24 protein-coding genes, 1 pseudogene and 1 riboswitch are annotated in these 26,829 nt (G+C 42.0%); of the genes and pseudogenes, 8 read left to right on the top strand and 17 right to left on the bottom strand.

Annotated elements, in window-relative coordinates; all coding sequences use genetic code 11:
• The first annotated feature begins 35 nt into the window (after positions 1 to 35).
• Positions 36 to 1,214 carry a cysteine desulfurase family protein gene (locus LSG31_RS15745; protein ID WP_347436019.1) on the top strand — a complete coding sequence of 393 codons (1,179 nt, stop codon included), beginning with the start codon at positions 36 to 38 and terminating at the stop codon, positions 1,212 to 1,214.
• Positions 1,215 to 1,242: 28 nt separating this feature from the next.
• On the opposite strand, the gene LSG31_RS15740 is transcribed toward LSG31_RS15745, so the two are convergent.
• The 3 genes from LSG31_RS15740 to LSG31_RS15730 all read right to left on the bottom strand — a co-directional run bounded on the left by LSG31_RS15740 (position 1,243) and on the right by LSG31_RS15730 (position 2,347).
• Positions 1,243 to 1,626: a spore germination protein GerPB gene (locus LSG31_RS15740; protein ID WP_347436018.1), complete on the bottom strand. Its 384-nt coding sequence runs from the start codon at positions 1,624 to 1,626 to the stop codon at positions 1,243 to 1,245.
• A gap of 19 nt (positions 1,627 to 1,645) precedes the next feature.
• A complete protein-coding gene (locus LSG31_RS15735) occupies positions 1,646 to 1,867 on the bottom strand; it encodes a spore germination protein (protein ID WP_347436017.1) in 222 nt (73 codons plus the stop codon).
• A gap of 114 nt (positions 1,868 to 1,981) precedes the next feature.
• The gene (locus LSG31_RS15730; protein ID WP_347436016.1) at positions 1,982 to 2,347 is read right to left on the bottom strand and encodes a hypothetical protein; all 366 of its coding nucleotides are present in this window, start codon (positions 2,345 to 2,347) and stop codon (positions 1,982 to 1,984) included.
• 137 nt (positions 2,348 to 2,484) lie between these two features.
• Here LSG31_RS15730 and LSG31_RS15725 point away from each other — a divergent pair, with 137 nt between their 5' ends.
• Together LSG31_RS15725 and LSG31_RS15720 are read left to right on the top strand one after the other, a co-directional pair.
• Positions 2,485 to 2,772 (top strand): hypothetical protein, encoded by a 288-nt coding sequence (locus LSG31_RS15725; RefSeq protein ID WP_347436015.1) that lies wholly within the window; start codon positions 2,485 to 2,487, stop codon positions 2,770 to 2,772.
• A gap of 5 nt (positions 2,773 to 2,777) precedes the next feature.
• Complete coding sequence (locus tag LSG31_RS15720) at positions 2,778 to 2,981, top strand: hypothetical protein (RefSeq protein ID WP_347436014.1); 204 nt, start codon at positions 2,778 to 2,780, stop codon at positions 2,979 to 2,981.
• Positions 2,982 to 3,298: 317 nt separating this feature from the next.
• Here LSG31_RS15720 and LSG31_RS15715 read toward each other — a convergent pair whose 3' ends face one another.
• Both LSG31_RS15715 and LSG31_RS15710 read right to left on the bottom strand, forming a co-directional pair.
• Positions 3,299 to 4,477, bottom strand: a complete 1,179-nt coding sequence (locus tag LSG31_RS15715; RefSeq protein ID WP_347436013.1) for an acyl-CoA dehydrogenase family protein — start codon at positions 4,475 to 4,477, stop codon at positions 3,299 to 3,301.
• Positions 4,478 to 4,643: 166 nt separating this feature from the next.
• Positions 4,644 to 5,360 carry a hypothetical protein gene (locus tag LSG31_RS15710; RefSeq protein WP_347436012.1) on the bottom strand — a complete coding sequence of 239 codons (717 nt, stop codon included), beginning with the start codon at positions 5,358 to 5,360 and terminating at the stop codon, positions 4,644 to 4,646.
• A 218-nt stretch (positions 5,361 to 5,578) separates the two neighbouring features.
• Here LSG31_RS15710 and LSG31_RS15705 point away from each other — a divergent pair, with 218 nt between their 5' ends.
• Both LSG31_RS15705 and LSG31_RS15700 read left to right on the top strand, forming a co-directional pair.
• Entirely contained in the window at positions 5,579 to 6,112 is a 534-nt protein-coding gene (locus LSG31_RS15705) for a hypothetical protein (protein ID WP_347436011.1), read from the top strand.
• Positions 6,113 to 6,562: 450 nt separating this feature from the next.
• Positions 6,563 to 7,069: an MgtC/SapB family protein gene (locus LSG31_RS15700; protein WP_347436010.1), complete on the top strand. Its 507-nt coding sequence runs from the start codon at positions 6,563 to 6,565 to the stop codon at positions 7,067 to 7,069.
• A gap of 296 nt (positions 7,070 to 7,365) precedes the next feature.
• Here the strand turns inward: LSG31_RS15700 and LSG31_RS15695 are convergent, their stop codons facing one another.
• The 5 genes from LSG31_RS15695 to LSG31_RS15675 form a co-directional block, all read right to left on the bottom strand.
• Positions 7,366 to 9,330 (bottom strand): methyl-accepting chemotaxis protein, encoded by a 1,965-nt coding sequence (locus LSG31_RS15695; RefSeq protein ID WP_347436009.1) that lies wholly within the window; start codon positions 9,328 to 9,330, stop codon positions 7,366 to 7,368.
• Between the two features lie 29 nt (positions 9,331 to 9,359).
• The gene (locus LSG31_RS15690; RefSeq protein WP_347436008.1) at positions 9,360 to 10,505 is read right to left on the bottom strand and encodes an MFS transporter; all 1,146 of its coding nucleotides are present in this window, start codon (positions 10,503 to 10,505) and stop codon (positions 9,360 to 9,362) included.
• A 30-nt stretch (positions 10,506 to 10,535) separates the two neighbouring features.
• The gene (locus tag LSG31_RS15685; protein WP_347436007.1) at positions 10,536 to 11,630 is read right to left on the bottom strand and encodes a citrate/2-methylcitrate synthase; all 1,095 of its coding nucleotides are present in this window, start codon (positions 11,628 to 11,630) and stop codon (positions 10,536 to 10,538) included.
• 38 nt (positions 11,631 to 11,668) lie between these two features.
• The gene (locus LSG31_RS15680; RefSeq protein ID WP_347436006.1) at positions 11,669 to 12,868 is read right to left on the bottom strand and encodes an acyl-CoA dehydrogenase family protein; all 1,200 of its coding nucleotides are present in this window, start codon (positions 12,866 to 12,868) and stop codon (positions 11,669 to 11,671) included.
• A 91-nt stretch (positions 12,869 to 12,959) separates the two neighbouring features.
• A riboswitch (cyclic di-GMP riboswitch) is annotated at positions 12,960 to 13,045 on the bottom strand.
• A gap of 332 nt (positions 13,046 to 13,377) precedes the next feature.
• Positions 13,378 to 14,511: a C40 family peptidase gene (locus tag LSG31_RS15675; RefSeq protein WP_347436005.1), complete on the bottom strand. Its 1,134-nt coding sequence runs from the start codon at positions 14,509 to 14,511 to the stop codon at positions 13,378 to 13,380.
• Positions 14,512 to 14,822: 311 nt separating this feature from the next.
• Between LSG31_RS15675 and LSG31_RS15670 the strand changes: the two genes are divergently transcribed.
• Both LSG31_RS15670 and LSG31_RS15665 read left to right on the top strand, forming a co-directional pair.
• Positions 14,823 to 15,218, top strand: a complete 396-nt coding sequence (locus LSG31_RS15670; protein ID WP_347436004.1) for a hypothetical protein — start codon at positions 14,823 to 14,825, stop codon at positions 15,216 to 15,218.
• A gap of 15 nt (positions 15,219 to 15,233) precedes the next feature.
• Positions 15,234 to 15,905 (top strand): annotated as a pseudogene (locus tag LSG31_RS15665) (permease); the annotation flags it as partial.
• Positions 15,906 to 16,156: 251 nt separating this feature from the next.
• Here the strand turns inward: LSG31_RS15665 and LSG31_RS15660 are convergent.
• The 5 genes from LSG31_RS15660 to uxaC all read right to left on the bottom strand — a co-directional run bounded on the left by LSG31_RS15660 (position 16,157) and on the right by uxaC (position 21,963).
• A complete protein-coding gene (locus tag LSG31_RS15660) occupies positions 16,157 to 16,423 on the bottom strand; it encodes a M24 family metallopeptidase (RefSeq protein ID WP_347436003.1) in 267 nt (88 codons plus the stop codon).
• Positions 16,424 to 16,885: 462 nt separating this feature from the next.
• On the bottom strand, positions 16,886 to 18,358 hold the full coding sequence (locus LSG31_RS15655) for a gluconokinase (RefSeq protein ID WP_347436002.1): 1,473 nt from the start codon (positions 18,356 to 18,358) through the stop codon (positions 16,886 to 16,888).
• Positions 18,359 to 18,473: 115 nt separating this feature from the next.
• A complete protein-coding gene (locus LSG31_RS15650) occupies positions 18,474 to 19,244 on the bottom strand; it encodes an SDR family oxidoreductase (protein ID WP_347436001.1) in 771 nt (256 codons plus the stop codon).
• A gap of 19 nt (positions 19,245 to 19,263) precedes the next feature.
• A complete protein-coding gene (locus LSG31_RS15645; protein ID WP_347436000.1) occupies positions 19,264 to 20,532 on the bottom strand; it encodes a nickel pincer cofactor-dependent isomerase, group 22 in 1,269 nt (422 codons plus the stop codon).
• 18 nt (positions 20,533 to 20,550) lie between these two features.
• Positions 20,551 to 21,963 carry a glucuronate isomerase gene (gene uxaC / locus LSG31_RS15640; RefSeq protein WP_347435999.1) on the bottom strand — a complete coding sequence of 471 codons (1,413 nt, stop codon included), beginning with the start codon at positions 21,961 to 21,963 and terminating at the stop codon, positions 20,551 to 20,553.
• 357 nt (positions 21,964 to 22,320) lie between these two features.
• Between uxaC and LSG31_RS15635 the strand changes: the two genes are divergently transcribed.
• Positions 22,321 to 23,490, top strand: coding sequence for an ROK family protein (locus LSG31_RS15635; protein ID WP_347435998.1), 1,170 nt, complete (start codon positions 22,321 to 22,323; stop codon positions 23,488 to 23,490).
• A gap of 84 nt (positions 23,491 to 23,574) precedes the next feature.
• Here the strand turns inward: LSG31_RS15635 and gndA are convergent, their stop codons facing one another.
• Together gndA and LSG31_RS15625 are read right to left on the bottom strand one after the other, a co-directional pair.
• Positions 23,575 to 24,987: an NADP-dependent phosphogluconate dehydrogenase gene (gndA, locus tag LSG31_RS15630; RefSeq protein WP_347435997.1), complete on the bottom strand. Its 1,413-nt coding sequence runs from the start codon at positions 24,985 to 24,987 to the stop codon at positions 23,575 to 23,577.
• A 560-nt stretch (positions 24,988 to 25,547) separates the two neighbouring features.
• The gene (locus tag LSG31_RS15625; protein ID WP_347435996.1) at positions 25,548 to 26,669 is read right to left on the bottom strand and encodes a PTS transporter subunit EIIC; all 1,122 of its coding nucleotides are present in this window, start codon (positions 26,667 to 26,669) and stop codon (positions 25,548 to 25,550) included.
• Positions 26,670 to 26,829: the final 160 nt, after the last annotated feature.

Below are 26,829 nucleotides of genomic sequence, written 5' to 3'. Positions count from 1 at the left end.
TTTGCTGTGTTTGGAAATGAAGGAGGAAATCCCAAATGACTGATTTTGGAACCTATTTTGATCATGCCGCAACAACACCGGTACGTCCGGAAGTAAAAACAGCCATGTTGCCATTTTTTGATATCTACTTTGGAAATCCGGGAAGTCTGCATCAATTCGGCTTTTCTGCCAGAGACGCACTGGAAGCTGCAAGGACAACGATAGCCAAGACGATCGGGGCACATAGCAAGGAAATTGTTTTTACGGCCAGCGGCACTGAATCGAATAATTTGGCAATTATCGGTCTTGCGAAGCGGTTGCATCGGCTTGGCAAAGGCAACCATATCATAACGAGCGCGATTGAACATCCATCTGTTTTGGAAACATGCAAAAATTTGCAAAGAAGTGGATTTAAAGTGACATTTGTACCGGTGGACAGCAGCGGACGTGTAAATGCGGAGGATGTAATCAACGCGGTAGAACCGGAAACAATCCTTGTGAGTATCATGCATGGGAATAATGTCACGGGGACCATGCAACCCATTTCTGAAATTGGCAGCCGCTTAAAGGGAAGCGATGTGCTTTTTCATTGTGATGCAGTGCAAAGCTATGGCAAAGTTCCAATCGATGTATCGCAATGGAATGTCGATTTGCTTACGATGAATGCACACAAAATCGGTGGACCAAAAGGGGTTGCAGCGCTTTATATTCGAAAAGGCATCCGTCTCGATCCATTGATTTACGGAGGCGGACAAGAGCGAAATATGCGGTCGGCTACACAAAATGTCCCGGGGATTGTCGGATTTGCAAAAGCTGCGGAGTTGGCAAATAACGAACAAATGATGGAATTCCAGCGGCTGCAAGACATGCGCAAACGTATGATCGACAGGCTTCTTCATACGATACCTGGTTGCAAGATCAATGGGGACATGGACAACTGTTTACCGACACATGTAAATATCAGCATCGACCAAATCGAAGGGCAGACGCTCATGTTGGAATTGGATCGCTTGGGGTTTGCAACGTCCAGCGGTTCTGCATGCAGTTCCCATGATCATGAACCATCCTATGTTTTGCTGGCGATGGGAAAGACAAATGAAATCGCGCTGGAAAGCTTGCGGATCACCCTCGGCAAAACGACCACCAGAGAAAACGTCGATGCGTTGTGTGCTGCATTAGAGCATATCGCCGGCCAATTGCGTTTGCAGGCACAAGTCATAAGCGGCAGGTTTTGATGCAGGTCTTTTTTTCATGAAAATCGATTTAACTCGGGGTGTCCGATTGATCCGCCTGCTCGTCTCTCGTAATGCCGATTCCGCCTACAGGCCCCATCGGCGCTTCATTCACGAACGGATACGTCTTCGGGGTGAATCCGTTCACTTCCGTGCCAGCAGGCGGACAGGCCGGCACATTGCCTGGCAGTCCTGGAGGAGTCAAACCGTTTGGTTGCGTGGGGGATGCTGCCGGCGCCGCTCCCTTTGGCGATGTCCCGTTTGCAGGTCCCCCATTTCCATTGGCAGTCGGAGGTGATTGCAGGGATTCAGACTGGCTTTGGATCATTCCGCTGCTGCCAATCTGAACAATCGATGAATTTTGAACAGAATTAATTGTAATGGAGCCTACCGTGATTTTTTGATTCACCCGCATGGCTATCACCCCTTGACACTTAAATGCCGCTCACAATGTTTTCGTCGCTAATATCCGAATCGTTCGTATTTGTCGAACTTACAAGGTTGCCCGTAGTAGGAAAGTCACCTGTATTAAAAGAGCCGGATCCCGCATAGGTCTTGGCGGTTGTCTTCGGCGCGATGACTCCGACATCCCCGATGTGTACGACGCCTCCGGATGAAACGTTAATGACTTTGAATGCTCCAAGTATAGCAGGCATACCGGTTCACCACCCATCCTTTAACCGTATACAGAATACCAAATCGGCATGCTGACACTATGTCAAGAGGCTCTATATCCGTAATATATGCCTACCAATAAGGAGTCGTGTACGTTATTTGTCATGGGAAGGATTGGATTTTGCCAATACTCGCGCGACAAACGAGTGGATTTGCTGTTGTAGCCGTTCCGCCATTTCGTCCATTTGTTGCAGATCGGGATTCTCTTGCTCCTCTGCAGAACTTGATGCACTCATGCCGTTCGATTGTTCTGAATCACCAGTTCCCACAAGATCCCAGAAAGCTAGTGAATCGAGATTCCCCGCTTTTTGCTGCAAATCTTTTACCCGTTCCAATTGTTGATCCCGCATTGCAAACATCGATTTGAAAAAATCCCCTTGAAAGGCATCCTGTATATACTGTTTCACAAGTTCCTCCATCTCTTTTGAAGACAATATATATTGATTGTTTTTCGCACTCATCTTCAACACCTCACATACGATAATGTGTATCATATGCCTATGCATCGAATTCGGTCACTTTTGAATATCGGCTTTCTATGATCTGTAACTTTTGACACATACAGAAGCATGTAACAAAAATCCCAAGGAGAAAACATATGGAATCATTTGATCAGTGGTTTCGATATCCTTTTCAAAACACTTCCATGAATTCACAAATGTCGCATCGCGAATCCTTTGAAAAATTAAAGTTTCTACAAAATGAAGTGGAACATCTTAAAAACCAACTGATGAAACTACAAGAACAAGTGGACGGCGCAAACCTTCGCATTCAATTATTGGAAGAAACAGCATATCAAAATCAGCTATCCATCACAGCCGAAACTTCCATCAGGAGCCGCAATCAGCCAACACTAAAAACTTTACGCACCATCAAGCGGAGGTGACATATGTGTCCCGCAAATTGCGTATGACTGTACAAAATGAGTCGTTTTCCATCGGAACAATCAAGCTAAATTCTGTATCAAACGCCAGTACGGTGGTTATTGGCGATTCATGTCTGGTAACGCCGCAAACCGACTCGATCAGCCAACCGCTGCAACAACCGCAAGTGATTGCAAAACAACCCGGCCCAACTCAACAAAACCAGACCTGAAAATTTTTCGTATAAAGAAGTCCTCCCAACACATACTATCCTCAGACGGTGAGATGATTTCCAACTGAAGGGTGTGGAAACACACAAACGTGTAGTTGCCATATAACCATTCAGCTTCGAAACTGGAGGGATGTGCCGAAGGCACCCAACGTGTAGCACCACAGAACATCAGCCGCAAACGCTGGAGGGATGTGTGAAAGACACGAACAGAAGGTTTCCAACAGGAATATGACACCGTCGAACGACAAAGAGCCCATATGGGCTCTTTGTTCGCTTTCCCGTGTAATTGCTCTTTCAGCAGCCGCTCTTTCCAGATTTCACGCCTCAGAAAGCGCCGTTTTCGCCAAATCCCGTATGACCGCATCATCCATCGGCGGATTGTGCAATCCCGCCCGCACATCCCGATACATACGTTCTAACGGCAATGTCCGATATAGGCTCAATCCGCCTACGATACGCATCGCTTTGTCAACAACGGACAATGCGGAATTTGTCGCAACATATTTGACCAATCCCAACTCGGTTTTGAAATGCGGCCGATTCTCAATATCTTGATCCCAGCGCTCAGCTATCGAATACATAAGCGTGCGCGCAGTCCGCAATTCCGCTTCCATTTGCCCGATTTGTGACTGGATGTGCGGAAGTTCTGAAATCGATCCTTGCAGACTGTTGGGTCGATGGCGCTTGGCAAATTGAACGGCAAAATTGCGGGCAGAAAATGCAATGCCCAAATAACAGGCGGGTATATGTAAAAGCCAGCCATTTCCCAACTGATCCTGCAAAGACTTTTCTCCCGGAACCACTCGCCGCAGCAATTTTCCGTCTTCAACAAATGCCCGCTGCAAGATCAAATCATGGCTGCCTGTACCGCGCATCCCTAACGTATCCCATGTTTCTTCGACCTGAACACCTTCTGACTTTGCAACAAGAAATTCGCCGACGGAATCTTCATTTGCGATACTTGCTGTCACGACAAATTGATCCAAGACCGGGCTTAACGTACTGAACGTCTTTCTGCCTGTAATTACCCAACCGCCGTCGACCCGTTCCGCAATCGTCGCTGGCCTGCCGCCGCGCGTGGGGCTGCCGGTTGTCGGCTCGCTCGCAAAATTATTCAGCATAGTTCCTTTCTCTACTACATTCCGGCAGAATTCTGCATACAAGCCATCCGGCCAACTTCGCGTATAACGTAAATTTAACATCAGTCCAACGTGCCAACCGACTGCCAACGCCGTTGAACCGTCACCCGTAGCCAAACGTTCTTGCAAAAGCAGCATTTCATATAGAGAAATCTCATCGCCGCCAAATTCCTTTGGCACGGTGAGCTTCAAATACCCTGCGCTCTTTAAATCGGCAAAGTTTTCAAATGGAAAGCTGCCTTCAACATCATATTTTGCGGCACGCTTTGCAAAACGGGCAGCCAATGTGTCCACCATTTGAATCAACTCTTGCTCTCTGTCGTTTCGTATAAATTCATCCATTGATTTTTTTATCATCCTGAATGTTTCTCCTCCATTCTACGAAAAATCGTATGAAACATCGATTCGGCAGGATTCGCCTCTACTTCATTAGTTTACCATATTACAGGATTGTTCCATGCAAAAAGCAGCCAACCGAATGAACGGCTGGCTGCTTTGATCGTCACTTTAGGAATCATGAATGTCATGCTTGTTTTTTGACAAATTTATGTTCCACGAGCTTTTGAATTCTTGTTTGCGCATGTGAGAGGATTTGGGACTCTTTTTCCTTTGTTATCTTTCCGTCAGCGACAGCTTGATCCAAACGGGATTGTAACTTCCCTTGCAGATCTGCGATTAACGTTTGTTCGGAAATCCCTTTGCTTTGCGCAACTTCGGCAATCGATTGGCCAGCTTTTAAATCTGCCCGCAATGTTTGTTTATCAACGCCAATGACCGAAGATACCTCATTGAATAACATTTGCCGCTTATGATGTTTGTGTTTTTTAAAGAGCCCTTTATGCTCCACGAGTTTTTGAATACGCGCAGGCGCTTTTGCAAGAATGGTTTGTTCCTTGTCTGCTGTCATTTTTCCATTTTTCACAGCCACATCCAAATGGCTTTTTAAATCATCCTGTAATTTGGAAATAACGGTTTGTTCGGAAATTCCTTTGCTTTGTGCAACGTCAGCAATCGATTGGCCAGCTTTTAAATCTGCCCGCAATGTTTTTGCATCGATACCTAAAACGGATGCTACTTCTTTCAAATGATCCGGGTGTTTATGATGATGTTCAGCAGCGCCTGTCTGCTGATTGGTTGTGGCAGCTGTATTGGATGCCGCAAATGCCGGAATTGCCGCACTTGCGCCTACACCTGCAATCGTTGCCGCGGCGATCCATCCTAAGACTTTTTTCGATACCATTCATTTCACACTCCATTTTCATTAAAATGTGCAATAAGCTCGCGCTGATATTTCCACTATACCCATAATTTTCGGAATAAATATGTAATGAATTTGGAAAATGAAAAGCAGCGTGGAAAATATTCCGTCTGAAATAATTGGTTTTACTTTTGCCCCTTTTATACTGGTATAATGAAATGGACGAAAGCATATCGACCAAACAGATCTAGAGGTGAGCCATGTTTAAACTTTTCAATAAAGATAAGAAACCAACTTCGAACATCACGGAGGAAATTCCTGCACAAATTACCTCCACAGGTGGTTTGGGTGACCGGTACCACACGTTTGAAAAAAGTTACGGAGAAAATTCAGGTGTAACCGAATGGGGAAGATTTCAAGACAACTCGATATTCGTTCGTTTTTTTGAAGATCGAGCGATTATGGTACAGTTTATCCAAAATGACCAACCCTTGAGCGATAAACAAGCAGCACTACAAAAAGCACTCGAAATTTTGCCAAAAGATGCAAAGATCTTGGAAGAAAAAACAGAATTGGAAGGCACGGATGGAAAAGCAGAGTATTTTTTGCTGGAAAGCCAACTGTTGCAGGCTGTTTTTGAGTCAAAATCCCTGGAATCTGTCAAGGACCCGCAATATTGTACGCTATGCTTGACTGCAAATGAAACCGGCTATTTTTTAATAACTGCTACCTTGGGTGATTACTTATATCACGAGGACCGGACAAATCTGATCTTAAAACATGATTTATTTTAATTCAACAAATGAATCCAACAAACAGTTGCAGGAAACATTCGCCTTACATGCAGCTATTGTCGCGTTCCCTCTGTGCATTTGCATAAATTTTTATCCACTAGGCTTTCACCGCTACGTATCCATCTGTCCTTAAATAGTATATTCCATCTCTATTTAATGAGGAGTGATACAGCATGTATGGCGTTTTTGGCGGATATACCCAGTGGGCTGTCGTGTTTTTAATCATCTTCGTATTGTTCTTCTTGCTTGTTCCCGGATACACACAAGTTTGTAAAACAGTCCCTGTCTATTAATCGACCACAGCATAAGGCCGCCAAGCGGCCTTATGTCCTCACATACATAAAATAAGCAACGAAATCTGCCAAAATATCCAACCTGCGACTGATTTGGATTATTCCAGTATCAATTTGTGTAAACTATTCCTGTGTTTCAATCAGAAAATGCATACGAATGAAGGCGATTTTACTGTTTTACGATCTAGATATAGAACTTCAATATTTCCCGATTATCGTCATTCGAGTTTTGATTGCATTTATTGCCGGTTGTTTGATCGGTTTGGAACGTGAAAGCTTTGTCGATCTTCCATTTTCCCAATACGGAGCGATATTCCGAACGTATTCTCTTGTCTGCATAGGTTCCTGTCTGTTCGTGATCGCGGCGAAGTTTGGGTTTAAAACAGACCGGGTTGCCGCGCAAATCGTTACAGGCGTCGGTTTTCTTGGTGCTGGAATCATTTATAAAAACAAAGTAATAAAAGGGATTCCGACCGCTTCCGGAATCTGGGTAACTGCAGCAATCGGGATGCTTTTTGGATGCGGATTTTATGCAACTGGAATTCTTGCAACGGTTCTTGCGTATTTTATTATGGATTTACCCCATCGTTTTCAAAAATTATTCTTACGGATGATACGAAAGAATGATCCAATCGTTCATCCATTAAAAACAGACAACGATTAAGAGAATACTTTGGCTGAATTAAAGGAAATTGGAAAAGATATGCTCGTAGAAGGGTTTGTACCCAACCACAATCATGAATCATATCACCGTTTTCATTTTTTAGAAAATAGAGAATAATTATAATGAGGATAATGTTCTCTTATTATAAAAATAACGGAAATCAAACGATCCGCTGTTGAGCCACTGAAAATCCACTCGTCACCTCATCAATAAACAACTTTGGCACAATTATGAAAACAAGCGCCCATAATCGAGCGCCGTCGGTAAGTTTTGTCGTTAGAATTTGTTTTTTGCACTTAGACTCTGAATTTATTTATCACACTTTGCAGTTCTTCCGCCGTTTTCGCCAAAGTACTGGCAAATGAAGATATCTCTTCCATCGATGCCAGTTGTTCTTCCGTCGCAGCAGATACCGTTTGTGTTGCCGACGATGTTGTTTCTGAAGCTTCCACGATACGATCTACCACTCGTACAATTTCTTCTGCACCCGCAGACATTTGTTCAGTTGTAGCAGAAACTTCTTGAATTTGTCGAAATACCTCATCGACAGATGTAGAAATTTTACCAAAGGAATTTTTCGCCAAATTCACCACTTCTATGCCGGAATTGACTTCCTTTGTTCCGGCATCCATGGATTCAACTGCTTTCTTGATTCCAACTTGAATCGTTGCAATATAATCAGAAATTTGTTTTGCAGAGTTTTGCGATTGTTCGGCCAGTTTCCGCACTTCGTCGGCGACTACCGCAAATCCTCTTCCGTGTTCGCCGGCTCTTGCCGCTTCGATCGCAGCGTTTAAAGCCAAAAGATTCGTTTGGGAAGAAATGTTTGTAATCACTTCAACGATTGTATCGATGTTTTTGGCGTAATCCCCTAATTCTTTAATCGACTGAGATGCATCGAGTACTGTTGTATGGATGGAATTCATCTGATTGATGGCTTTATGTATTGCTTTATTGCCCTCTAGCGTCGCCTCGGATGTTTCAGCAGCAGTCGTGGAAACAGTTTCTGAACTATAGGAAATTTGCTGAATTCCGGAAGCCATTTCACTTACAGTTTGCGACGCTTGTTCTAAATCCTTTGCCTGCTGTTGAGATCCTGCGGACACTTCTTGAATCGATGCAGCAATCTGTTCTGTTGCTCTGCTTGTTTGTTCGGTACTTGCCGATAGTTCCTCAGAAGATGAAGCCAGATGTCTGACTGTCATGCCAATTTCAGATACGATGGAACGAAGCGAATCACTCATCGTATTAAAACTTAAACTCAGTTGACTTAATTCATCATTTGAGTTAATTTCTAACTTTTCTGTCAAGTCGCCTTGACTGATTTTCTTGGAAACTCCAAGCATATGCTTTAACGGTCGCAATATCGAACGAATGATGAAATATACCAATAGTCCACCAATAATCAGTGCGATCATTGTTACGAAAAATGATTTATATAAGATTGGATACGCTAAATCCGTGATTTCGCTTGTTGACATATTGCCGGCAATTTTCCAACCAGTCAAAGGATTCGTATCAAAGATCATCATCTTTGGCTGACCGTTGAACATATAATTTACTGTACCAGATTTCTGTCGATACAAACCATCATCATACGCCGGTATTTTCTTGCCGGGAGCTATGGTTGGATGAATCAAGAATTTTTTATTCTCATCATACACTACTATATATCCCTGATTCCCGAACTTAATGTTTTTTGTTTGATCTGCTATATTTTTCAGATTAAAATTCATGCCGATTACTCCGCTATCGTCAGCTGTCGTTTTCGCGATAGTCACAAGCAGAGACTTATCTGCCGGATTTACAAAGGGCCCTGACAGTATTACTTTCCCTTTTTGGCGCATGGCTTCCTGATACCATGTGGACGTTTTGGGGTTAAAGTTCCCCGGCAATTTTTGCGTGGATGGTGTTATGATATCCCCTGTGTTCGTAACGACAAATGCGCTTTTTATGTCTTCTTGATATGCCGCATAATTTTCCAGTTTTTGCGCGGCAACAGATGTTTCATTTCCTTGATAATCCGTCTGTGTGATGAGTTTTGATAGTCGATCCAAATCTTGAAATTTCCCTTTTAATGTGTTTGTGATGATAGAATTCAGCAGTCCCACATTTTGATCAGCCGATCGAACCAGTTGCTGTTTGATTTGAGTTTGTGCGTCGGAATAGGATAAATAACCGATAGTGATGCTAGGAATGATTAATATTGCTGCAAATGATCCAATTAATCTGTTTTTTATTGTAAGTCCTTTCATAGCCATTTCCCCATTGTTCTCCTATCATTTGTATATTACGGCATCCTTCTTGCTTCTAATGTTTTGCCTGCAAGAATGAAATTGCTTAGCAAAGCAAATAGGATAGTTCCTATGCTTACCGTTACAAGCCCGTGCCAAGCATACGACCTCCATATGACTCCTGGAATCCATGCTCCTAAACTTCCTCCCGTATAAAAGAAAACAAGATAAAGAGAAGAAGCAGCTCCCCTGGAGTGTTTTGCAATATCTGTCACATAAGCGGTAGTTGCTGATTGTGACGCAAAGTTCCCAAGCGTTAATAATGACGCACCTAAAACGAGACAAGTAATGGATGGAATCAATGTTACGAAAATTCCCAACGCTCCAATGATATGTCCGATTGCCATAGTGGAACGCCTGCCGATTCGATCGGATAAAAACCCGGCGGCAGGTGCTGAAAACACTCCAAACAAATATGTGATATAAAGTAGCGATATTTGCACAATATTTAAATTCAGTTCCTTGCTCGCATAGAAAGGAAGATATGTAAAAAACGCTATAAACGCAAAAAACTGAGAAAAACCAATAAAAAACGTGCCTAAGAGCGCAGGATTTTTCATATGGGTGCCAAAACTTTTTGGATCGCTTTTGGTTTGATGCCGTGATTTAGGAAGAAACAACCAAACGAACAAACAAACAAGTGTTGAGAAACCTGCAATCACGGCAAATACAGCTTGCCAGGAATACGCATCGGCGATTGGACCAGCTATGACGCGACCCAGCAATCCGCCCATCACAGTTGCACTTACATACGTTCCTACAACACGGCCGCGTTTTTCCTTTGGAAACTCCTCAGATGTATAAGCCACAAGAATCGCTGTCACTCCTGGAATAAATAGCCCATATAACGTTCTCCAAACAAGCACCCAAGCAAAGGTATGTGTAAACGAGAGCATTACGCTTGGTACGATTAATAATGCACTTGATAGCAAAACTACTTGTTTTCTGCCCCATCGATCTAAAACAGGTGACAAAAGCAAGGAAGCAATAGCAAGCATAATAATCGTTAACGATATGGAAAGACTCGCCATAGAAATAGAAACATGAAACTCCTTTGAAAACAAAGGAAGCAACGGTTGTGGAGCGTATAAAAGTATAAAAACGTTGGTTGTTGCAAGAAATATGACGAGTAATCGAATCATTTAAAACTCCTTTCTTCCATCCGCAATTGTTTATTCAACTGCAGGCATATCGCCTATATAACGAGACTCCGGATAAATCAATCGGCTGCTTACAGCTTCGATACAATGAGCCGTCCATCCGACCATGCGACTTGCGGCAAACGTTGGTGTAAATAAATCCCCGTCAAGTCCAACGGCTTTCATTACCGCTGCCGAATAAAATTCAACATTGGTGTTCAGTTTTAAGTTCGGCTTGTATTCCTTCAACAACCGTAGAATGACATCTTCTGTATGAATGGCAAGATCTAGCCAATAATCGTCACCTGCTAATTGTTGCGCAATGTCGCGTAGTGCGACAGCCCTCGGGTCTACTGTTTTGTAGATCCTATGACCAAATCCCATTAAACGCGTTCCTTGTTCCAAAGCATTTCGCACCCAATGTTCCGCATTTTCTTTTGTTCCGATGGCTTCTAGCATGGCCGTCACTTGCGCTGGAGCACCGCCATGCAAAGGTCCTTTCAAAGCCCCAAGCGCTGCCGTTATCGAAGATACCAGATCCGAATGTGTGGATGCAACGACTCTTCCCGCAAACGTGGACGAATTCATTCCATGCTCAATGGTTAAAACCATGTATGAGTCAAGCGCCCTTACTTGTGCAGGAAGTGCACATTCCCCATTCAACATGTATAAGTAATTTTCACTATACAATAAATCTTTTCTCGGTTTGACAATTTCCCGACCACGCAGACGATGATAGCGATAAGCAATAATCGTCGGAAGTTTTGCCGTTAGAGAAATCGCCTGATCGAATGTCGGCGGATACTCATAACCGGATGTTCCGAGTGCGGAAATGACTGTACGAATCACATCCATCATGGTCATGTCTGCCGGAAGCACATTCAGAATCGAATGAATATAGTCAGGCAGTTCCCGTTCTTTGACGAACTTTGCTTGAAATTCAACAAATTTCTCTGGACTCGGCAGGCTCCCGTACCATATCAAGTGGGCAACCTCCTCAAATGTATGATGAACGGCCAGGTCTTTTGCCCAATGCCCCCTATATACAAGCTGACCTTTTTCTCCATTGACATAGGAGATGGCGGTATCCGCCACCACTATGTCTTGCAAGCCAATCGCTGTAATCATAGAAAAGACACTCCCTATTATTTAAAATTGCTAGATTCTTAGCCTGCGAACTCCAGTTCCTTTTCCGCTGGTTTCGGTTTTGCGGTTCTGCCAAGCATCGCATCATAAATCTCTTTACCCATCAAGTCCCGACCAATAAGGGATTTCAACGTGTCTGTGCTGCCATCGGCAATTTGTAACCCCCGTACATCGCGCAGGCGTTGTTCCAAGCCATAATCGATCACATATCCGCGTGCTCCATGGATTTGGAGAGCATGATCAATTGCTTCATATGCTACAGTTGTGCTATACCATTTTGCCATCGACGCTTCCATCACGTTTGAATGCCCTTTATCCAAATAATCCAATGCCTTAAAGGAAAGAAGACGTGCTGCTTCGAGTTTGGTTGCACTTTCGGAAATTTTGTGCATCACAGACTGGAATCGTCCAATTGGTCCGCCAAATGCCTGTCTCTCTTTGGAGTAATCGATCGCTTGTTCGATCGCTCGTTGTGCACTGCCGACACAAATGATTCCCATGAGTACACGCCAGTATCCAAAATGTGTATTGAAAATCTTAAATCCTTCTCCTTCTTCGCCTAATCTGTTACTCGCAGGCACAACAACATCATGAAGTCTGAATCCTCCATACGACCAACCTTTTAATCCCATCGGTTCCAAATTGTATTTCTCAACCCCTGGCCTATCCATATCGACGATAAAAGCTGTTAATCCTCGTGCACCTGCTTCTGTATTGGTTTGAGCGAATACAATAAAGACCCCTGCCTCATTGACCCGACTGACAAATTCTTTCTCCCCGTTTAGTATGTAGTTTGAACCTTCTTTTCTGGCAAAGGTTTGTGTTTTTGCAAGATCCGATCCGGTACCAGGTTCGGTTAATCCCACGCCAACCAGCAGGTCCCCGCTCATAAGTCTCGGTAAATAGCGTTTCTTTTGATCGGCATTGCCGAATTTCGCAATCATATTTCCATGTCCTGCGCCAATCACTTCCCGTGTATTCAATCCATATCTTCCACATTCTTCATACAAATGCCCCATAGTCAAGGCACTTAATCCCGCTCCGCCATCTTCTAAAGCAATGTCAAGACCGATTAACCCCGCTTTGCCTGACGCTTGCCGAATGTTCCAAGGCAATTGCTCAGTTTCGTTTTTTAACTCACTCTCAACATGATGATCCTCCATAAATGTACGTACCGTTTGAATCCACATCGATTGTTGACCAGTTTTTTGAAATGCCATTTTCATCACCCTCAACATTAAATTTCAAAAATAAAAAAACTTCCTTTTACGAAAAGGAAGCTGCAGTCCATACCAAAAATAATTACGTATTTTCGGTAACCCGGCGATCATAGTTTATCAACCTTAGACCCGCGGCTTTGCGTCCTTACCTTTCGGATAAGTTTGCCATTTTCGTAAATAGTAAATAAAACTATTCAATTCAGGAACATTATACCAAAGATACATTAAGACAGTGTTAAAAGCAAAAAATTTTACACGAACATTTGAAAACAGATGAGTCTATATCTTTATTTTTCATCGAAAACATTGTCATATCAGGGATAAGTCTCCCAAGGTGCTGAAGCACCAAGTTCGGCTTTACGTATTGTAACAAATTTAGGAAAGTATAGGTAGCCAATCGGCGGAATCGCTGGGTCATTTTATTGGACATGGGTAATAAACTGCAATGCCACGTCATCAGTAGAAAAGGCGGTTCCAACCGGAAACGCCTTTCTGTCTCATATATTTATTTATTGAACGATTCTTCTCGCTCCAATATATCTCGGTCCCCAATATGTATTCGATAAACTGCTGACGCGCACACCGCTATCCTCCGCGTCAATAAACAATCCTGCCCCTATATAAATCCCGACATGTGTCGCTCCGGGACCGTATGTAGAAAAGAAAACCAAATCACCAGGTTTCAATTCGCTTCGCGACACGCTCATTCCTTGAGAAAATTGCCCTTGGGATGTTCGATTTAAAGAAACACCCGCTTGACTGAAAACGTATTGAGTATAACCTGAACAATCAAAACCGCTCGGAGTGGTTCCACCCCATGCATACGGAACTCCCGTATACTGTCCCGCAATGGAAACGATTTGATTTGCAGATACACCGGAAAGCAGGCTGTTTCCTCTAGACGCAAGAGCCGAACCACCGGCAGGATATGTTTCCGTGATCGGTTGCTGTATGCTCATTTTTGCTTCCCGTTTCGCAAACGCAATTTGTTCTTGTAAATAATTTGCATTCTTTTTAGCGGAATCAATTGTGCTTTGCACAGATACCAACTGCGTTTGTTTTTGTTTCTGCAATGTTTCGTTGGTTTGTTGCAACACAGCTAACTCTTGTTGCTTTTGCTTGATTGTTTGCATATCATTTGCGACTTGTTTCTTTTGGTCTGCAAGAGTGAGTTTTAAAGATTTGATCTGGTTCATTACGTCTTGGTTATGATTGGCGATTAACCGAAGTGCATCAAAACGTGAAAGAAAATCGCTAAAGCTCGTGGAATTGAGCAAAACGGACAAATAATCCACCGTCCCGTTTTCGTACATCACTTTCAACTGCTGATCGAAGATGGTTTGCAATTCATGAAGTTTACTTACATTGTCTTTCATTTCTTGATTGACCTTGTTCATGCGGCTGGTCAAACTGTCAAGTTTCTGATTATTTATACTCATTTGTTGATTGACTTGATGGATCGATTGCTGAACATCGTTGATTTGTGATTGCAATTGGCTCTGCTTTTGTTCGCCATCCTGTACCTGTTGATTGGCATTATTTAGTGAATTTTGCAATTGGTCAATCGTATCGGCATGCACAGATGTTGAAAACAATGTACAACCTATTATGAAACTGCTGCTTATAAATCGACGTAACTTCATCCCGTTCTCCTTAATCGATTACATCTTTCTATTTACTACTAAAAGTCTTTCTACTTACTACTAATAGTTTATTATTCTACACAAATCGACATTTTCCTTCAATATCATCATCGACAATGATCTAAGTTACTCCCGCCTCAAACAAAGTGCAGGCGGTACTAGTCAGCCCAAACTTTCTGTTTTTCTTATCATGAAAGATTGAATCAGAACTCGAAAATAAATTCCATGAAAAAAAACTATCAAATACATAAAAAATTGTTATAGGCAATATGGAATCATAGTATAATAAATCCGAGGAAGGAGGGATACGATTGCATACATCTGCAAAGATGAGGGCAAAAACGAACAGTTCGCTGTATCGTTGGCTTGGGGCATTGGTTTTTTTGATGGTAGCCGTCATCGGATTATACCTGGTCAAATGGAACCCGTATTACCATAAAGCATTTATCGCCATACAAAAACATTCCATCGGAGCATCCATTATATCCGGAAAAACAAATGCTGCACCCACTCCGTCGTGGAATGCCGCTTGGCAATACAGCGTTTCCTATTATCAGGCAATCTGGCAAGCACTGGTTGTTGGAGTTGTGCTTGGTTCGCTCATCCAGATCATTGTTCCAAAAGATTGGATTATCCGTCTTTTGGGTAATCGGACATTTTCGGGGACAGCGATTGCCGGATTGGCCGCATTGCCGGGAATGATGTGAACGTGTTGTTCTGCACCACTGGTAGTGGGGCTTCGCAAACAAACAAGTTCTGTCGGTGCCGCTGTTGCATTCTGGCTGGGAAATACAGCTCTGAATCCGGCTGTTCTGGTTTTTATGACATTTGTCCTTTCATGGAAGTTTACAATCATTCGGTTGATATTTGGCATCATACTTGTGTTTGGGGTTGCATATTTGGCAAATCGATTCGATACGGAACAACCCGCTCGGGATCCAGAGCAATTGACGGATATCTTGTCTCGCCATGAACCGCAGGACACAGCAGGTTTCTGGGGGATTCGCTGGCTTCGATCACTAATGATCATGCTCATTCAAGTATTGCCTGTTTATTTTATTTCTGTACTCATATTAGGGATGACTCGGGCATGGTTGTTTCCTGAACTATCACCAGTTGCCGCACATAGCATTTTGGCCATCATCGGATTTGCGATTGCAGGCACATTATTTGTAATCCCGACAGCTGGAGAAATTCCCATCATCCAGACATTGCAGCAGTTTGGCCTGGGAATGGGACCGGCTGCCGCATTGCTGATTACACTGCCAGTGATCAGCCTGCCTTCGATGCTAATGGTTCGTCGTGTATTTTCCTGGCGGGTTCTTGGATTTCTGGCTTTGTCTGTATGCATGTCAGGAATCGTGGCAGGACTTCTTGCGCAATTTGTTTTTTGACGGTTCTACGGAAAATTGGATTGATCCGAAAAATTTTTGCTTTGGCATATTCATAGTGAAATGAAAACGTGTAATAAAAAGGCATCGTTTCTGGATTCAACAGCGGCAGAAACGATGCGTGTCTTGCAAATTCCCCTTATGAACCTGGAGCGGCGGCTACACTTATTTTGGGTTAAATGGGCGTAACTTAGGATCGTTCAGCAGACTCTGCTTATGGGACAACCCCCTATCTTCTGGCCTTGTCTGCAAACCTATCCAATTTCAAATAATTCATGCCCAACGGAGCCAAGTAATTCATAACCGTTTTCTTTAATCAAAATGCTATCTTCAACCATGACAGCACCTACGTTTGGAATCATAAATTTCGGTTCAACGGTGATAACTGCGTTTTCGGGCAGCATTTCCTCCTCTTTCGGTCCCAATACGGGCCATTCATCAATTTCTAAGCCAACGGAATGACCGATATAAGCTCCCCGTTGAGTTCCTCCCCCCATAAATTCCTCCTGTATCGTTTTCATATAATGATTTTATGATAGGAACACTTTTAACTGTACCACTTTTCTAACAATAATCGTTGCAACTATACTTGTCTTAATGGAATATGTTTAATAAACGATTTTCTGGTACTGTAACTGGATCGACTCCTCCCGAGGATCGATGTCCATTTTTCAGGTAGAGTTCGCACGTTGGTAGCGGCTGCCTGATCCAAACGTTGCCGAAGCGTTGGACTGAGAAATTTTTTGAGAAAGATTCGTTTGAGAAAGAAGGGCTCCGATGGAAGCAAGCCCCGAATGGGAGGTTAGAAATTCATCTGATTGTTCAAAAGTAAACCGAACGGTCATGGCGCGCCTCACAGGTGAAAATCAAAATATAAGAATAACTCTCTATTTCTTTAGTATTCGCCATGATGCGTTTCAAATCTATTAATATGGCTATCCCAATCACGGATTCAGGTATTATTCTATATTACTATGAGAGAATTAAAAGTTCTTGGCGATATCTTTTGTTAACTTTTCATAGTTTTCATAAACTTTTTTATAAATTTCGCAGGTTTCCTTATTTGGTACAATTGGCGTTCCCATTGGTATATTTCTTTTAATTTCTTCAAAAGAATGAACCTTGCCAATCGCAACTAATGCAACCCATGCCGCTCCCCATGCAGCACTGTGGTAGCTTTCCGGTACGTAAATTTCCGTTTCAAATACATCAGCCATCATCTGCAGCCACAGTGAAGATCTGGCCAAACCACCGTTCACGAAAATTTTCCTAGGCTCCCCAGCCAATCGCTCTAATCCTTTTCCTATTTGATAAAGATTAAACGTGATTCCTTCGAGGACTGCACGAATAAAATGTTCTTTTTTATGCGAAATAGTAACACCATAAAAGTTCCCTTTGGCCCGCTGATTCCATAGCGGTGCTCTTTCCCCATTTATATAAGGCAGAAAGATTATCCCTTCAGCACCTGGTGCAACCGATTCCGCTTCTGCCAGAAATTGATCATAACTTCCTTGGTAATTTAAAAGCTCTTTTAACCATTGTAAAGCGATACCGCCATTATTCGTGGGACCCCCAATTATGGAAGAATCCTCAGTAAAGGAGTAACAAAATGTTTCATGAGTTTCATTTATTTTAACTCCTTTTGTTAATTGCCGGATTGCTCCACTTGTGCCAACAGAAACAGCAACTTCTCCCGGAAGAATCGCTCCAATCCCCAAGTTGGCCAATTGGCCGTCGGCAGCTCCCACTACAAACGGCATTTCATGGGAAATACCGATAGCTTTAGCTACACTTTGCTCAATTCCAGTTAATTGTCTCGTTGGCGGAACAATTTCAGAAAGTTGCTCACTGCGTATACCCGCAAGCGCCAACAATTCCTCTTCCCAGCGAAGTGTGCCAGGGTTAAACAGCCCGGTTGCAGATGCCATGGAATAGTCAATCACTCTTTGGCCGAACCAACGCAAGAGAATATACTCCTTAATTGACATAAAGTATTTTGCTTTTCGATACGGTTCATATTGTGTTTCCTTCATCCATAATAATTTTATGAATGGTGTCATTGGGTGAATGGGCGTCCCTGTTTTGGCATACACCCTATCACCAATTGTTTCCGATACTTTTTCTGCTTGAGCAGACCCTCTTCCATCCGCCCAAATTAGCGCAGGAGAGAGTGGCTTGCCATTCTCATCGATGCAAATAAGTGAATGCATAGCAGCAGAAAATCCGAGAGAGATCAACTCCTCTTTCCCAATGTCTGCTTTCAAAATCGCTTCCTCTACGGCCAAAACGGCTGAGTGTTCGATTTCATCCGGACTTTGCTCCACCCACCCAGGTTGTGGGTAATAGGATGTGATCATTTTTTCTGCTTCGGCAATCAATGTACCATTCAAATTAAAAATACATGCTTTAACACTAGTTGTCCCAATATCAAGACCCAGTACAAACTCTCTTGTCATGCCACATCGCCCTCTTTAATAAAAGCTTCATTCTATCTATTCAGAAAAGACCTGATCTTTAGTTATTCTAAATTCAAGTACAAGAAAAATTCAGGCATATAAGTCATGTCCTCATTTAAATGGTCATGCTCCCAAAACCGCCGTCAACTCGAATCAATGTACCTGTAACAAAACTTGATGCTTGTTCTGAAGCAAGCCAAATTGCTGTGCCTTGCAACTCTTCCGGTTCACCGAAACGATTCATCGGTGTATGCTTCATAATTGACTCGATTCTGTCTTTACTTAAAATTTTCCGATTTTGTTCAGCAGGGAAAAACCCAGGTATAATAGCATTTACACGAATGCCATATGCAGCAAATTCCCGTGCCAAAAACTGCGTTACACTATTGAGACCTGCTTTCGATACAGAATACGTAAATACTTTTGACAAAGGCGTCGTGGAAGAAACGGACGAAATATTAATAATACTGCCTTTCCTATTTTGCTCGATCATTTTCTTCGCAAAAATCTGGCATGTTAACACAATTCCTTTTAAATTCACGTCCATAATGTCATCCCATTCGTCCATTCCCAATTCAAAAAAAGGTGTTGAACTATTTTTCCCCGGTGCATTCAAAAGAATATCCCAGCCGCCAGACCATTGTTCAATTTCTTTTGCAACGTTTACGAGTGAATCACGCGAGCTGACATCAGCTTGAAAAGCCTTCGCTACTCCTCCGGTATGTTCAATATCCTTGACAACTTCTTGAGCTTTGTCCAAATTGCGGCCAACAATAGCCACCTTGGCCCCATGTTCAGCCAATCCTTTCGCCATGGCTGATCCCAACACACTATTTCCGCCGATTGCTACGGATGTTTTTCCGGACAAATCAAATAACGAATTCACTTGAAAACTCCCTTCGAATTTAAAACAAATTTCCGTTTTCGTCGAATTGTAAATGATAAAGATCTGAGCACTTATCCATATTTGAATGTTCTGCCACCTGTTCAAGTAAAGCTTCGGATACCTCAATTTCACTAAGCTGCAATGTGTTTTTGATGCGTACCATCTTCACTTGTTTAAAATCCAATATGTTGCTTGTCTTAATAGCTGCTTGAATCGCTTCGTGGTCATTAGGCAATGTTGTGGCAATTTTTGTTGGAGCCACAACAGTTGACGTCAGACCATTTGCATATGTTCCTTCTAAATCCATTTTGTCTAAAAGCCGTTTTGTCGTAAAATCTGCTGTTCCCACTCCATTTGCGTTTCCTTCTGACTGTGGCGTCACATCTAGTACAACGATCTTATTAATGTCTGGTCCTCCGAAAGCGTAAGGAGTTGGATAACGTCCCGTAATATTGGGATCCATACCATCCCCACTGATATTTTTGCCAATCTCATCGACTACAAGAACATCCAATTGATCAAAAAAAAGTTTGGGCATCAATTGTTTAGATATATTTTGTAGCTCAACCTCTTTTTCAGCGATTTCCTCAACAGCAAGCACTTCAATTCGCGCCACTTTATCAAATGAATTTTCAATCGTTGCTACCCCAAATAGAACTGGCAGTTTTTCCATGATCATCTTGGCCATCGCGGGTACATGTTCAGCCATGTACTTGAATCCCAACTGATGACACGCTTCGGCACCTTTTTGCTTGCCCAAGCCAATACTGATCATTTTCATAATTCCACTTTCAACTGGCCCACGAAATGCGGTATGTGGTTTTACACGGTTGATTACCACAATTCCATCAGCTTTTGAAGCGAATGTATCAACATAAACAGGCAAACCGTTTGGCAACTCTCCGATCTTCACAACTTCCATTGAAGAACGGATTTCTGCTTTGACACTCTCTTCTGTCACCCCAAGATGCTCCAAAACTGCGCGTTGTCCTTCTGCCGTTGCACCACCATGACTTCCCATGCTCGGAACAATAAACGGTTTTGCTCCTAACTCTTTTAGAAACTGCACCGTAGTTGCAGTAATTTCCACAATACGATCAAGCCCCCTGCTTCCTACCGCGATTGCAATCTCCATTCCTGGTTTAATTTTTTGCTGAATTTTTTCTTGTTTTAATTTTTCATTTAATGCCTGCCCAAGATTTTCGATCCTATTATCGTCAAACTTTACTTTGACTTTTGCCATTTTGGGCACTGGAATATCTTTCAATAATTCCTGAAGAATACCCATAAGACGCTTCACCTCTTTTTATTTTGCTGAACGTTCTGTGAAATATCTTTTTGCATTGTAAAAGCCAATATTTTGCAACATTTTTTCTAGTAACAACTGGTCATTAGGCGCCTTTCCAGCTTCTACCCATTCCCCGAGCAAATTGCATAAAATTCTTCGGAAATAGTCATGACGAACATACGAAAGGAAACTGCGTGAATCCGTAAGCATTCCGATAAAGTGACTGAGTACCCCTATATTTGCCAAGTCCTTCATCTGTTTTACCATTCCGTCAATATGATCGTTGAACCACCACGCAGCGCCAAATTGAATTTTACCAGGGATTCCAGACTCATAAAAGTTGCCGATCATGGCAGCCAAAACCTCATTATGCACTGGGTTTAGGTTATATAGCACAGTCCTTGGCAAGCATTTGTTTTGATCCAACGCATCCAAAAGACGTGAGAGTCCTTCAGCCAAGTCACCTTCACCGATTGAATCAAACCCAATATCAGATCCGATACGCTCTTTCATGATCGTATTGTTATTCCGCATCGCACCCATATGCAGCTGCATGACCCATTGTTTTTCTGCATACATCCTGCCTAGTTCAAAGCGTAAAAATGATTGGTAACCAATGAGTTCCTCGTTTGTAAGCGGCTCATTGCTTAAACGTTTTTTGAAAATGTCACCTGCTTCTTGTTTGGAAATAGGCTTAAAGACCATTTGCGGAACATCGTGGTCTGAAGCACGGCAACCATTCTCATCAAAATAATCGACTCTTTTTTGCAATGCTTCGAGGAAATCATCGAAAGAAGCAATCGATCGATTTGTGACTTCCTCCAATTTTTTTAACCAATTAGGAAAGCTCACTCTTTCGATAAAAAGTGCCTGATCGGGACGAAATGTTGGCGCAACAATTGTTTTAAACGTCACGTCGTCCTTTAATCGTTTATGATATTCCAGCGTAGATGTCGGATCATCTGTCGTACCAATAAATTGTACATTTGCCCGTTCAATCATTTTCCTTGGCCTTAATTTTGGTTCCTGCAATTTCTGATTGCATTCATCCCAGATTTCACGAGCTGTCTCGGGACTCAATTGTTTGTCAATCTGAAAAAATGTCTTAAGTTCCATATGTGTCCAATGGTATACTGGATTTCCAATTAAATGAGGAACCGTTTCCGCCCAAGCTTTGAATTTTTCCCAATCCTCCGCATCGCCTGTAATATACCGTTCATCGACTCCATGCATGCGCATTGTCCGCCATTTATAATGGTCTCCAGCAAGCCAAAGCTGCGTAATATTGCTGAATGATTGATTTTCCCAAATTTCTTCTGGGCTCAAATGGCAATGAAAATCAAAAATTGGCAAGCTTTTTGCTGTATGAAAATAAAGGTTTTTTGCCGTTTCGTTATCTAATAGAAAATTTTCATCTATAAATGGTTTCATAAGTTCTCCTCCAAGTATCTTTACACATAGTACCTATGGTTTGTATTTAAATATAATTTTAAAATCATATTCGTTAATTAATTTGTTTACAATACAAATTAATTAATTGTATAGTATCATTAGAAAATCTTCAAGTCAATAATATTCCGTTCTTCTGTCATGACCGTAAATTTTAAGATAAAATATATGAATTATTATGAATTATGCGGTTAATACGAGTACAATGAAATAGGGTATACGTATGTGCAAAAACGTTACTTTTGTAATCCGAAAATTGGTGATTATAAATAGGATTCCTTTTTACCCTTGTTTATAGTGTGACTAAATAAAGTGGTTATGTATTCGGGAGGCTACAAATTGCTTACAGGCGATCAAACATATATCAAAAAAATAAACAGGTCTGTCATCTTAGGCAAGATTATTGAGAATGGAATGATTTCGAGGGCAGACTTATCAAAAATTACCGGACTGAATAAAGCAACAATTTCTGTGCAAGTTTCTGATTTATTGAATGAAGAACTCATTATTGAAACCCAACAGGAACACAAAAACCTCGGCAGAAGGCCGATCATGCTTTCGATTAATCATCAAGCTGGATTTGCTTTAGGAATTGATCTCGACAAAAATACCATCACCTTTCGATTAACGGATTTGCGTGGGTATCCTGTAACTGTAGATGTCATTGAGTTGCAATCATCAAATTATCAGGAAATTCTTGCATTATTAGTAAAACATATAAAGGATTATCAAACAAAATGTTCGTATACTCGTTACGGGCTTGTTGAAGCTGTAATTGGAATTCATGGTATCGTAAACACAAATGAAATGATTTATTTTGTCCCTCAACATAAATGGCAAAATAAAAATTTAAAGGATGACATAAAAAAAGAAATAGAAATTGATCTCTATGTTGAAAATAACGCCAATTTGTGCTCATATGCTGAACAAGTATATAAACATCAACAAAGTAAAAATTTATTATGTGTAAGTATTTCTTCGGGAATTGGACTTGGAATCTTGGCTAATGGCGAATTTCTAAAAGGATATAATGGGTATGCCGGGGAGATTGGACATATGATCGTGGTTCCTGATGGGATACCATGCAGTTGTGGTAATTTAGGGTGTTGGGAACAATACGCATCCGAATCAAGCTTCTTTGCACAATTATCCCAAAAGCAAACCAAGCAAAATATTAACTACAGGGATATTAAGAAATGGGTGAGTGAGCTAGAACCAAATACAATGAATCAGCTTGAACAATTTATTAAATATGTATCCATTGGCTTAAATAATATTATTAATCTTTATAATCCTGAGATTTTAGTTGTGAATTGTGAATTGTTGCAGTTGTACCCAGACGCGATAATCGAAATAAAAAAACACCTGACTTCTACAATAAGCCATTATCAAGAACTTCTGATCTCAGAACTTGGGAATAAAGCATGTGCAATGGGGGCTTGTTCGTTGGCCATCAAGAATTTTTTAGACATTACTGAATTAAGCTTGACAATTGATGAATTCGATTGAATGCTTTACAACGTATCACTCGTCTTTATCTAGGCGGCTTCATCTGCCGGAAGCCGCCTATCTATCCTTTTGAATACTCGTAGCTTACTCCAGCCAATTCGTATGAAAGATTCCTTCTTTATCTATACGTTGGTATGTGTGCGCCCCAAAATAGTCTCGTTGCGCTTGCAGCAAATTCGCTGGCAGAGTCTCTGTACGATAGCTGTCATAATAAGCGATCGCGCTAGAAAATGCCGGAACTGGTATACCACGTTCAATGGCGATTGCTAATACTTGACGCAACGCATATTGGTAGCTTTCCACAATTTCTTTAAAATACGGATCTAATAACAGATTGGCCAAGTTTGGGTCCCGGTCATATGCCTCCTTAATTTTTTGCAGAAAATGTGCTCGTATAATGCAACCGCCACGGAAGATCATAGCGATGTCCCCATAACGAAGATTCCAGTCATATTCTTCAGATGCTGCACGCATTTGAGCAAAACCTTGTGCATACGAACAGATTTTACTCATATACAAAGCTCTACGTACAGCTTCAATTACCTCTTGTTTATTGACCTTATTTTGATTCCTATCAGGACCTTTGAGTAATTTGCTCGCCTTTACACGCTCGTCTTTCATGGCCGAAATAAAACGTGCAAATACAGATTCTGTAATAATCGGCAACGGAACACCCAAATCTAAAGCATTTTGACTTGTCCATTTGCCTGTACCCTTCTGTCCAGCTGTATCCAATATCATGTCCACCAGTGGTTTACCAGTTTCATGATCGATCTTTGTAAAGATATCTGCAGTAATTTCAATTAAATAACTGTCCAATTCACCCTTGTTCCACTCTTTAAATACTTCATGAAGCTCCATTACGCTTAAATTTAGCACATGTTTCAATATAAAGTAGGCTTCGGAAATTAATTGCATATCTCCATATTCAATCCCATTATGAACCATTTTCACAAAGTGACCGGCACCGTTTGGTCCAATATATGTGCAGCAAGGATCGCCTTCTACTTTCGCAGAAATTGCCTCAAGAATTGGCTGTACCAGTTCATACGCTTCTTTTTTTCCGCCTGGCATAATAGCAGGACCTTTCAATGCGCCTTCCTCTCCGCCAGAGACACCTGTTCCAATAAAATGAACTCCTGAAGTTTCCAATTCTTTGTTCCGCCGAATCGTATCTTGGAAAAATGTATTGCCACCATCAATCAGAATATCGTCTTTCTCAAGGTATGGCTTTAAAGACTCGATCGTAGTGTCAGTTGCCGCACCAGCTTTGACCATTAATAAAATTTTCCGAGGCTTTTCTAAGGTATTAACAAATTCCTCAACAGAATATGCGCCAACAAAATTTTTACCAACTGCTTCGTTCTTTAAAAATGCTTCGGTTTTTTCATTTGAACGGTTATACACAGAGACAGAATATCCACGGCTTTCAATATTCAATGCAAGATTTTTCCCCATAACCGCTAGACCAATGACACCGATTTGTTGTTTTGACAAAACCCATTTCCTCCCTTAATCCTCTGATTTTTAAGTAAAATATACATTGTACCAGCCGACAGAAAGCATAAATCTAATACACTCTAACAACTTCAACTAAACAATCAAATAATTTGTTTACAAAACAAATTAAATAAAGAATTATATATAACTTATCACGCTTGATTTTTTCCGTCAATTCTCACTTTTTGAATAATTAAAGGACAATGGGACGATTTTGGACAACACGTACTTTTCTTTGTTCGTAAGCGACACACCCAGTATGTCAAATACCATGGCTGCTATGGCGTCCGTAGGAAATTGAAACAATGTGGGACTCAAGCCACCTTGCTAGTACGCTTGGTAACCCGTGATACGGTGTGCAACTCCTTGCATGCTCTATGAAAGGGCCTTTCTTGCATAAGTGGGAGAGGCCGTATGTCTAACTTTTTAAAGCGATGTACCTTGTTAAAGCCAATTGCTGTCATGTGCAATATGTTCCGCTACGGAAAAAATCGCTCTTTGATTGCTGATTCCAGTTCCTAGTGCTACCGTGGGAGCCGGAAAACCTAAAAACCTCCTTATTTTCCTGATGACTCTCGTGTTTTCCCCGTTTTTTCATATCCAAATAAGATTGTGAGAACCATTGCCGCAAGAAACGCGACCAACATGCCGATGACATAGGGGACCATAGGTGCGAATAGAGGAATCGACAAGAAACTTGGAAATGCTAAGGCAGTCATTTTTACGCCAGCAGCTCCAGATATCGCGCCGCCAGCAGCTCCTGCAATAACTACGAATACAAAGGTTCGCCGATAAGGCAAGAAAAGGCCGTAGAGAATTGGTCTTGTCTCTCCGGACAGAATACCTGGGATCAGGCTTGCTCCTGCGAGCGACCTTAGACCAACATCTCGTGTTCTAATCAACATACCAAGTGCAAATCCTATTTGCGCAAAGACCCCTGCGGATGCAGTTGCCATCAGCGGATCCCCACCGTGGCTGATGTCGGTGATAGCAACAGGTACCAGTGCCATGTGAAGTCCTATTACAGTGAGAAAAGTCCATGCAGCACCGAGAACGGCCCCTGCCAGTAGACCGCTTTTGGAAAAGAGGAACAACACAATAGTACTGACCAGTTGACCAGCATAGGTTCCAAACGGTCCTACAACCATAGCTGTTAGTGGTACGATAATAATGAGTGACAACATCGGAACCATGAAGAGCTGAATATCTCGATGGATGATCTTTTTAAGAAACTTTTCAAGGACAGCGTAGATAGGTATCGCAAAAAAAATAGGAAAAATCGTTGAGGCGTAATTAGCCAGTACAACGGGTATCCCAAGAAACGATGACACGGAACCGTGATGTAGCAATCCCGTAAAGTTCGGTTCCATCAAAGCTGCTCCAATGGCACCACCGATGTACGGGTTAGCCCCCAAGGCCATAGACCCAGTGATACCTAATAAAATGGGCATGAAGAAGAATACAGAGTTACCAGCGGCCGCTAAGATCAAGTACGTGCCGCTCCCGGGCGACAACCAGTGTAACATTGTCAATAATGCCAGCAACGCCTTGATGGTAGCTGAACCCGCAAACACTGGGATGAGCGGTCCAAAGCTGCTTGAAATGAACTTAAATACGTGTTGTGTCACAGTTTGCTTTTGACTTGCCTGTTCAACTTTCTTCTCAACTTGCTCCATCATGTTTACACACCTCGATTTCAAGATTAGAGTCTTCTAGACTCTTACTAGCAATTTCAAGAACTGAACTTGATTCATGGGTACCCCTCCGCCCCCAAAATGTTGTACTCGGGAGGACCAAACGTTTGACAATTTGCTCGCAGTTTTAGCCTCCCGCATACAC

It is taken from the genome of Fodinisporobacter ferrooxydans (assembly GCF_022818495.1).
GTDB classification, from domain to species: Bacteria; Bacillota; Bacilli; order Tumebacillales; family MYW30-H2; genus Fodinisporobacter; species Fodinisporobacter ferrooxydans.
The sequence above is the reverse complement of the archived record's forward strand: the minus strand, read 5'-3'. Positions and strand labels throughout refer to the sequence as shown.

Coding starts and splice junctions, on each gene's coding strand:
- LSG31_RS15745 (WP_347436019.1), top strand. CDS start 36: ATGACTGATTTTGGAACCTATTTTGATCATGCCGCAACAACACCGGTA.
- LSG31_RS15740 (WP_347436018.1), bottom strand. CDS start 1,626: ATGCGGGTGAATCAAAAAATCACGGTAGGCTCCATTACAATTAATTCT.
- LSG31_RS15735 (WP_347436017.1), bottom strand. CDS start 1,867: ATGCCTGCTATACTTGGAGCATTCAAAGTCATTAACGTTTCATCCGGA.
- LSG31_RS15730 (WP_347436016.1), bottom strand. CDS start 2,347: ATGAGTGCGAAAAACAATCAATATATATTGTCTTCAAAAGAGATGGAG.
- LSG31_RS15725 (WP_347436015.1), top strand. CDS start 2,485: ATGGAATCATTTGATCAGTGGTTTCGATATCCTTTTCAAAACACTTCC.
- LSG31_RS15715 (WP_347436013.1), bottom strand. CDS start 4,477: ATGATAAAAAAATCAATGGATGAATTTATACGAAACGACAGAGAGCAA.
- LSG31_RS15710 (WP_347436012.1), bottom strand. CDS start 5,360: ATGGTATCGAAAAAAGTCTTAGGATGGATCGCCGCGGCAACGATTGCA.
- LSG31_RS15705 (WP_347436011.1), top strand. CDS start 5,579: ATGTTTAAACTTTTCAATAAAGATAAGAAACCAACTTCGAACATCACG.
- LSG31_RS15700 (WP_347436010.1), top strand. CDS start 6,563: ATGAAGGCGATTTTACTGTTTTACGATCTAGATATAGAACTTCAATAT.
- LSG31_RS15695 (WP_347436009.1), bottom strand. CDS start 9,330: ATGGCTATGAAAGGACTTACAATAAAAAACAGATTAATTGGATCATTT.
- LSG31_RS15690 (WP_347436008.1), bottom strand. CDS start 10,505: ATGATTCGATTACTCGTCATATTTCTTGCAACAACCAACGTTTTTATA.
- LSG31_RS15685 (WP_347436007.1), bottom strand. CDS start 11,630: ATGATTACAGCGATTGGCTTGCAAGACATAGTGGTGGCGGATACCGCC.
- LSG31_RS15680 (WP_347436006.1), bottom strand. CDS start 12,868: ATGGCATTTCAAAAAACTGGTCAACAATCGATGTGGATTCAAACGGTA.
- LSG31_RS15675 (WP_347436005.1), bottom strand. CDS start 14,511: ATGAAGTTACGTCGATTTATAAGCAGCAGTTTCATAATAGGTTGTACA.
- LSG31_RS15660 (WP_347436003.1), bottom strand. CDS start 16,423: ATGAAAACGATACAGGAGGAATTTATGGGGGGAGGAACTCAACGGGGA.
- LSG31_RS15655 (WP_347436002.1), bottom strand. CDS start 18,358: ATGACAAGAGAGTTTGTACTGGGTCTTGATATTGGGACAACTAGTGTT.
- LSG31_RS15645 (WP_347436000.1), bottom strand. CDS start 20,532: ATGGGTATTCTTCAGGAATTATTGAAAGATATTCCAGTGCCCAAAATG.
- uxaC (WP_347435999.1), bottom strand. CDS start 21,963: ATGAAACCATTTATAGATGAAAATTTTCTATTAGATAACGAAACGGCA.
- LSG31_RS15625 (WP_347435996.1), bottom strand. CDS start 26,669: ATGATGGAGCAAGTTGAGAAGAAAGTTGAACAGGCAAGTCAAAAGCAA.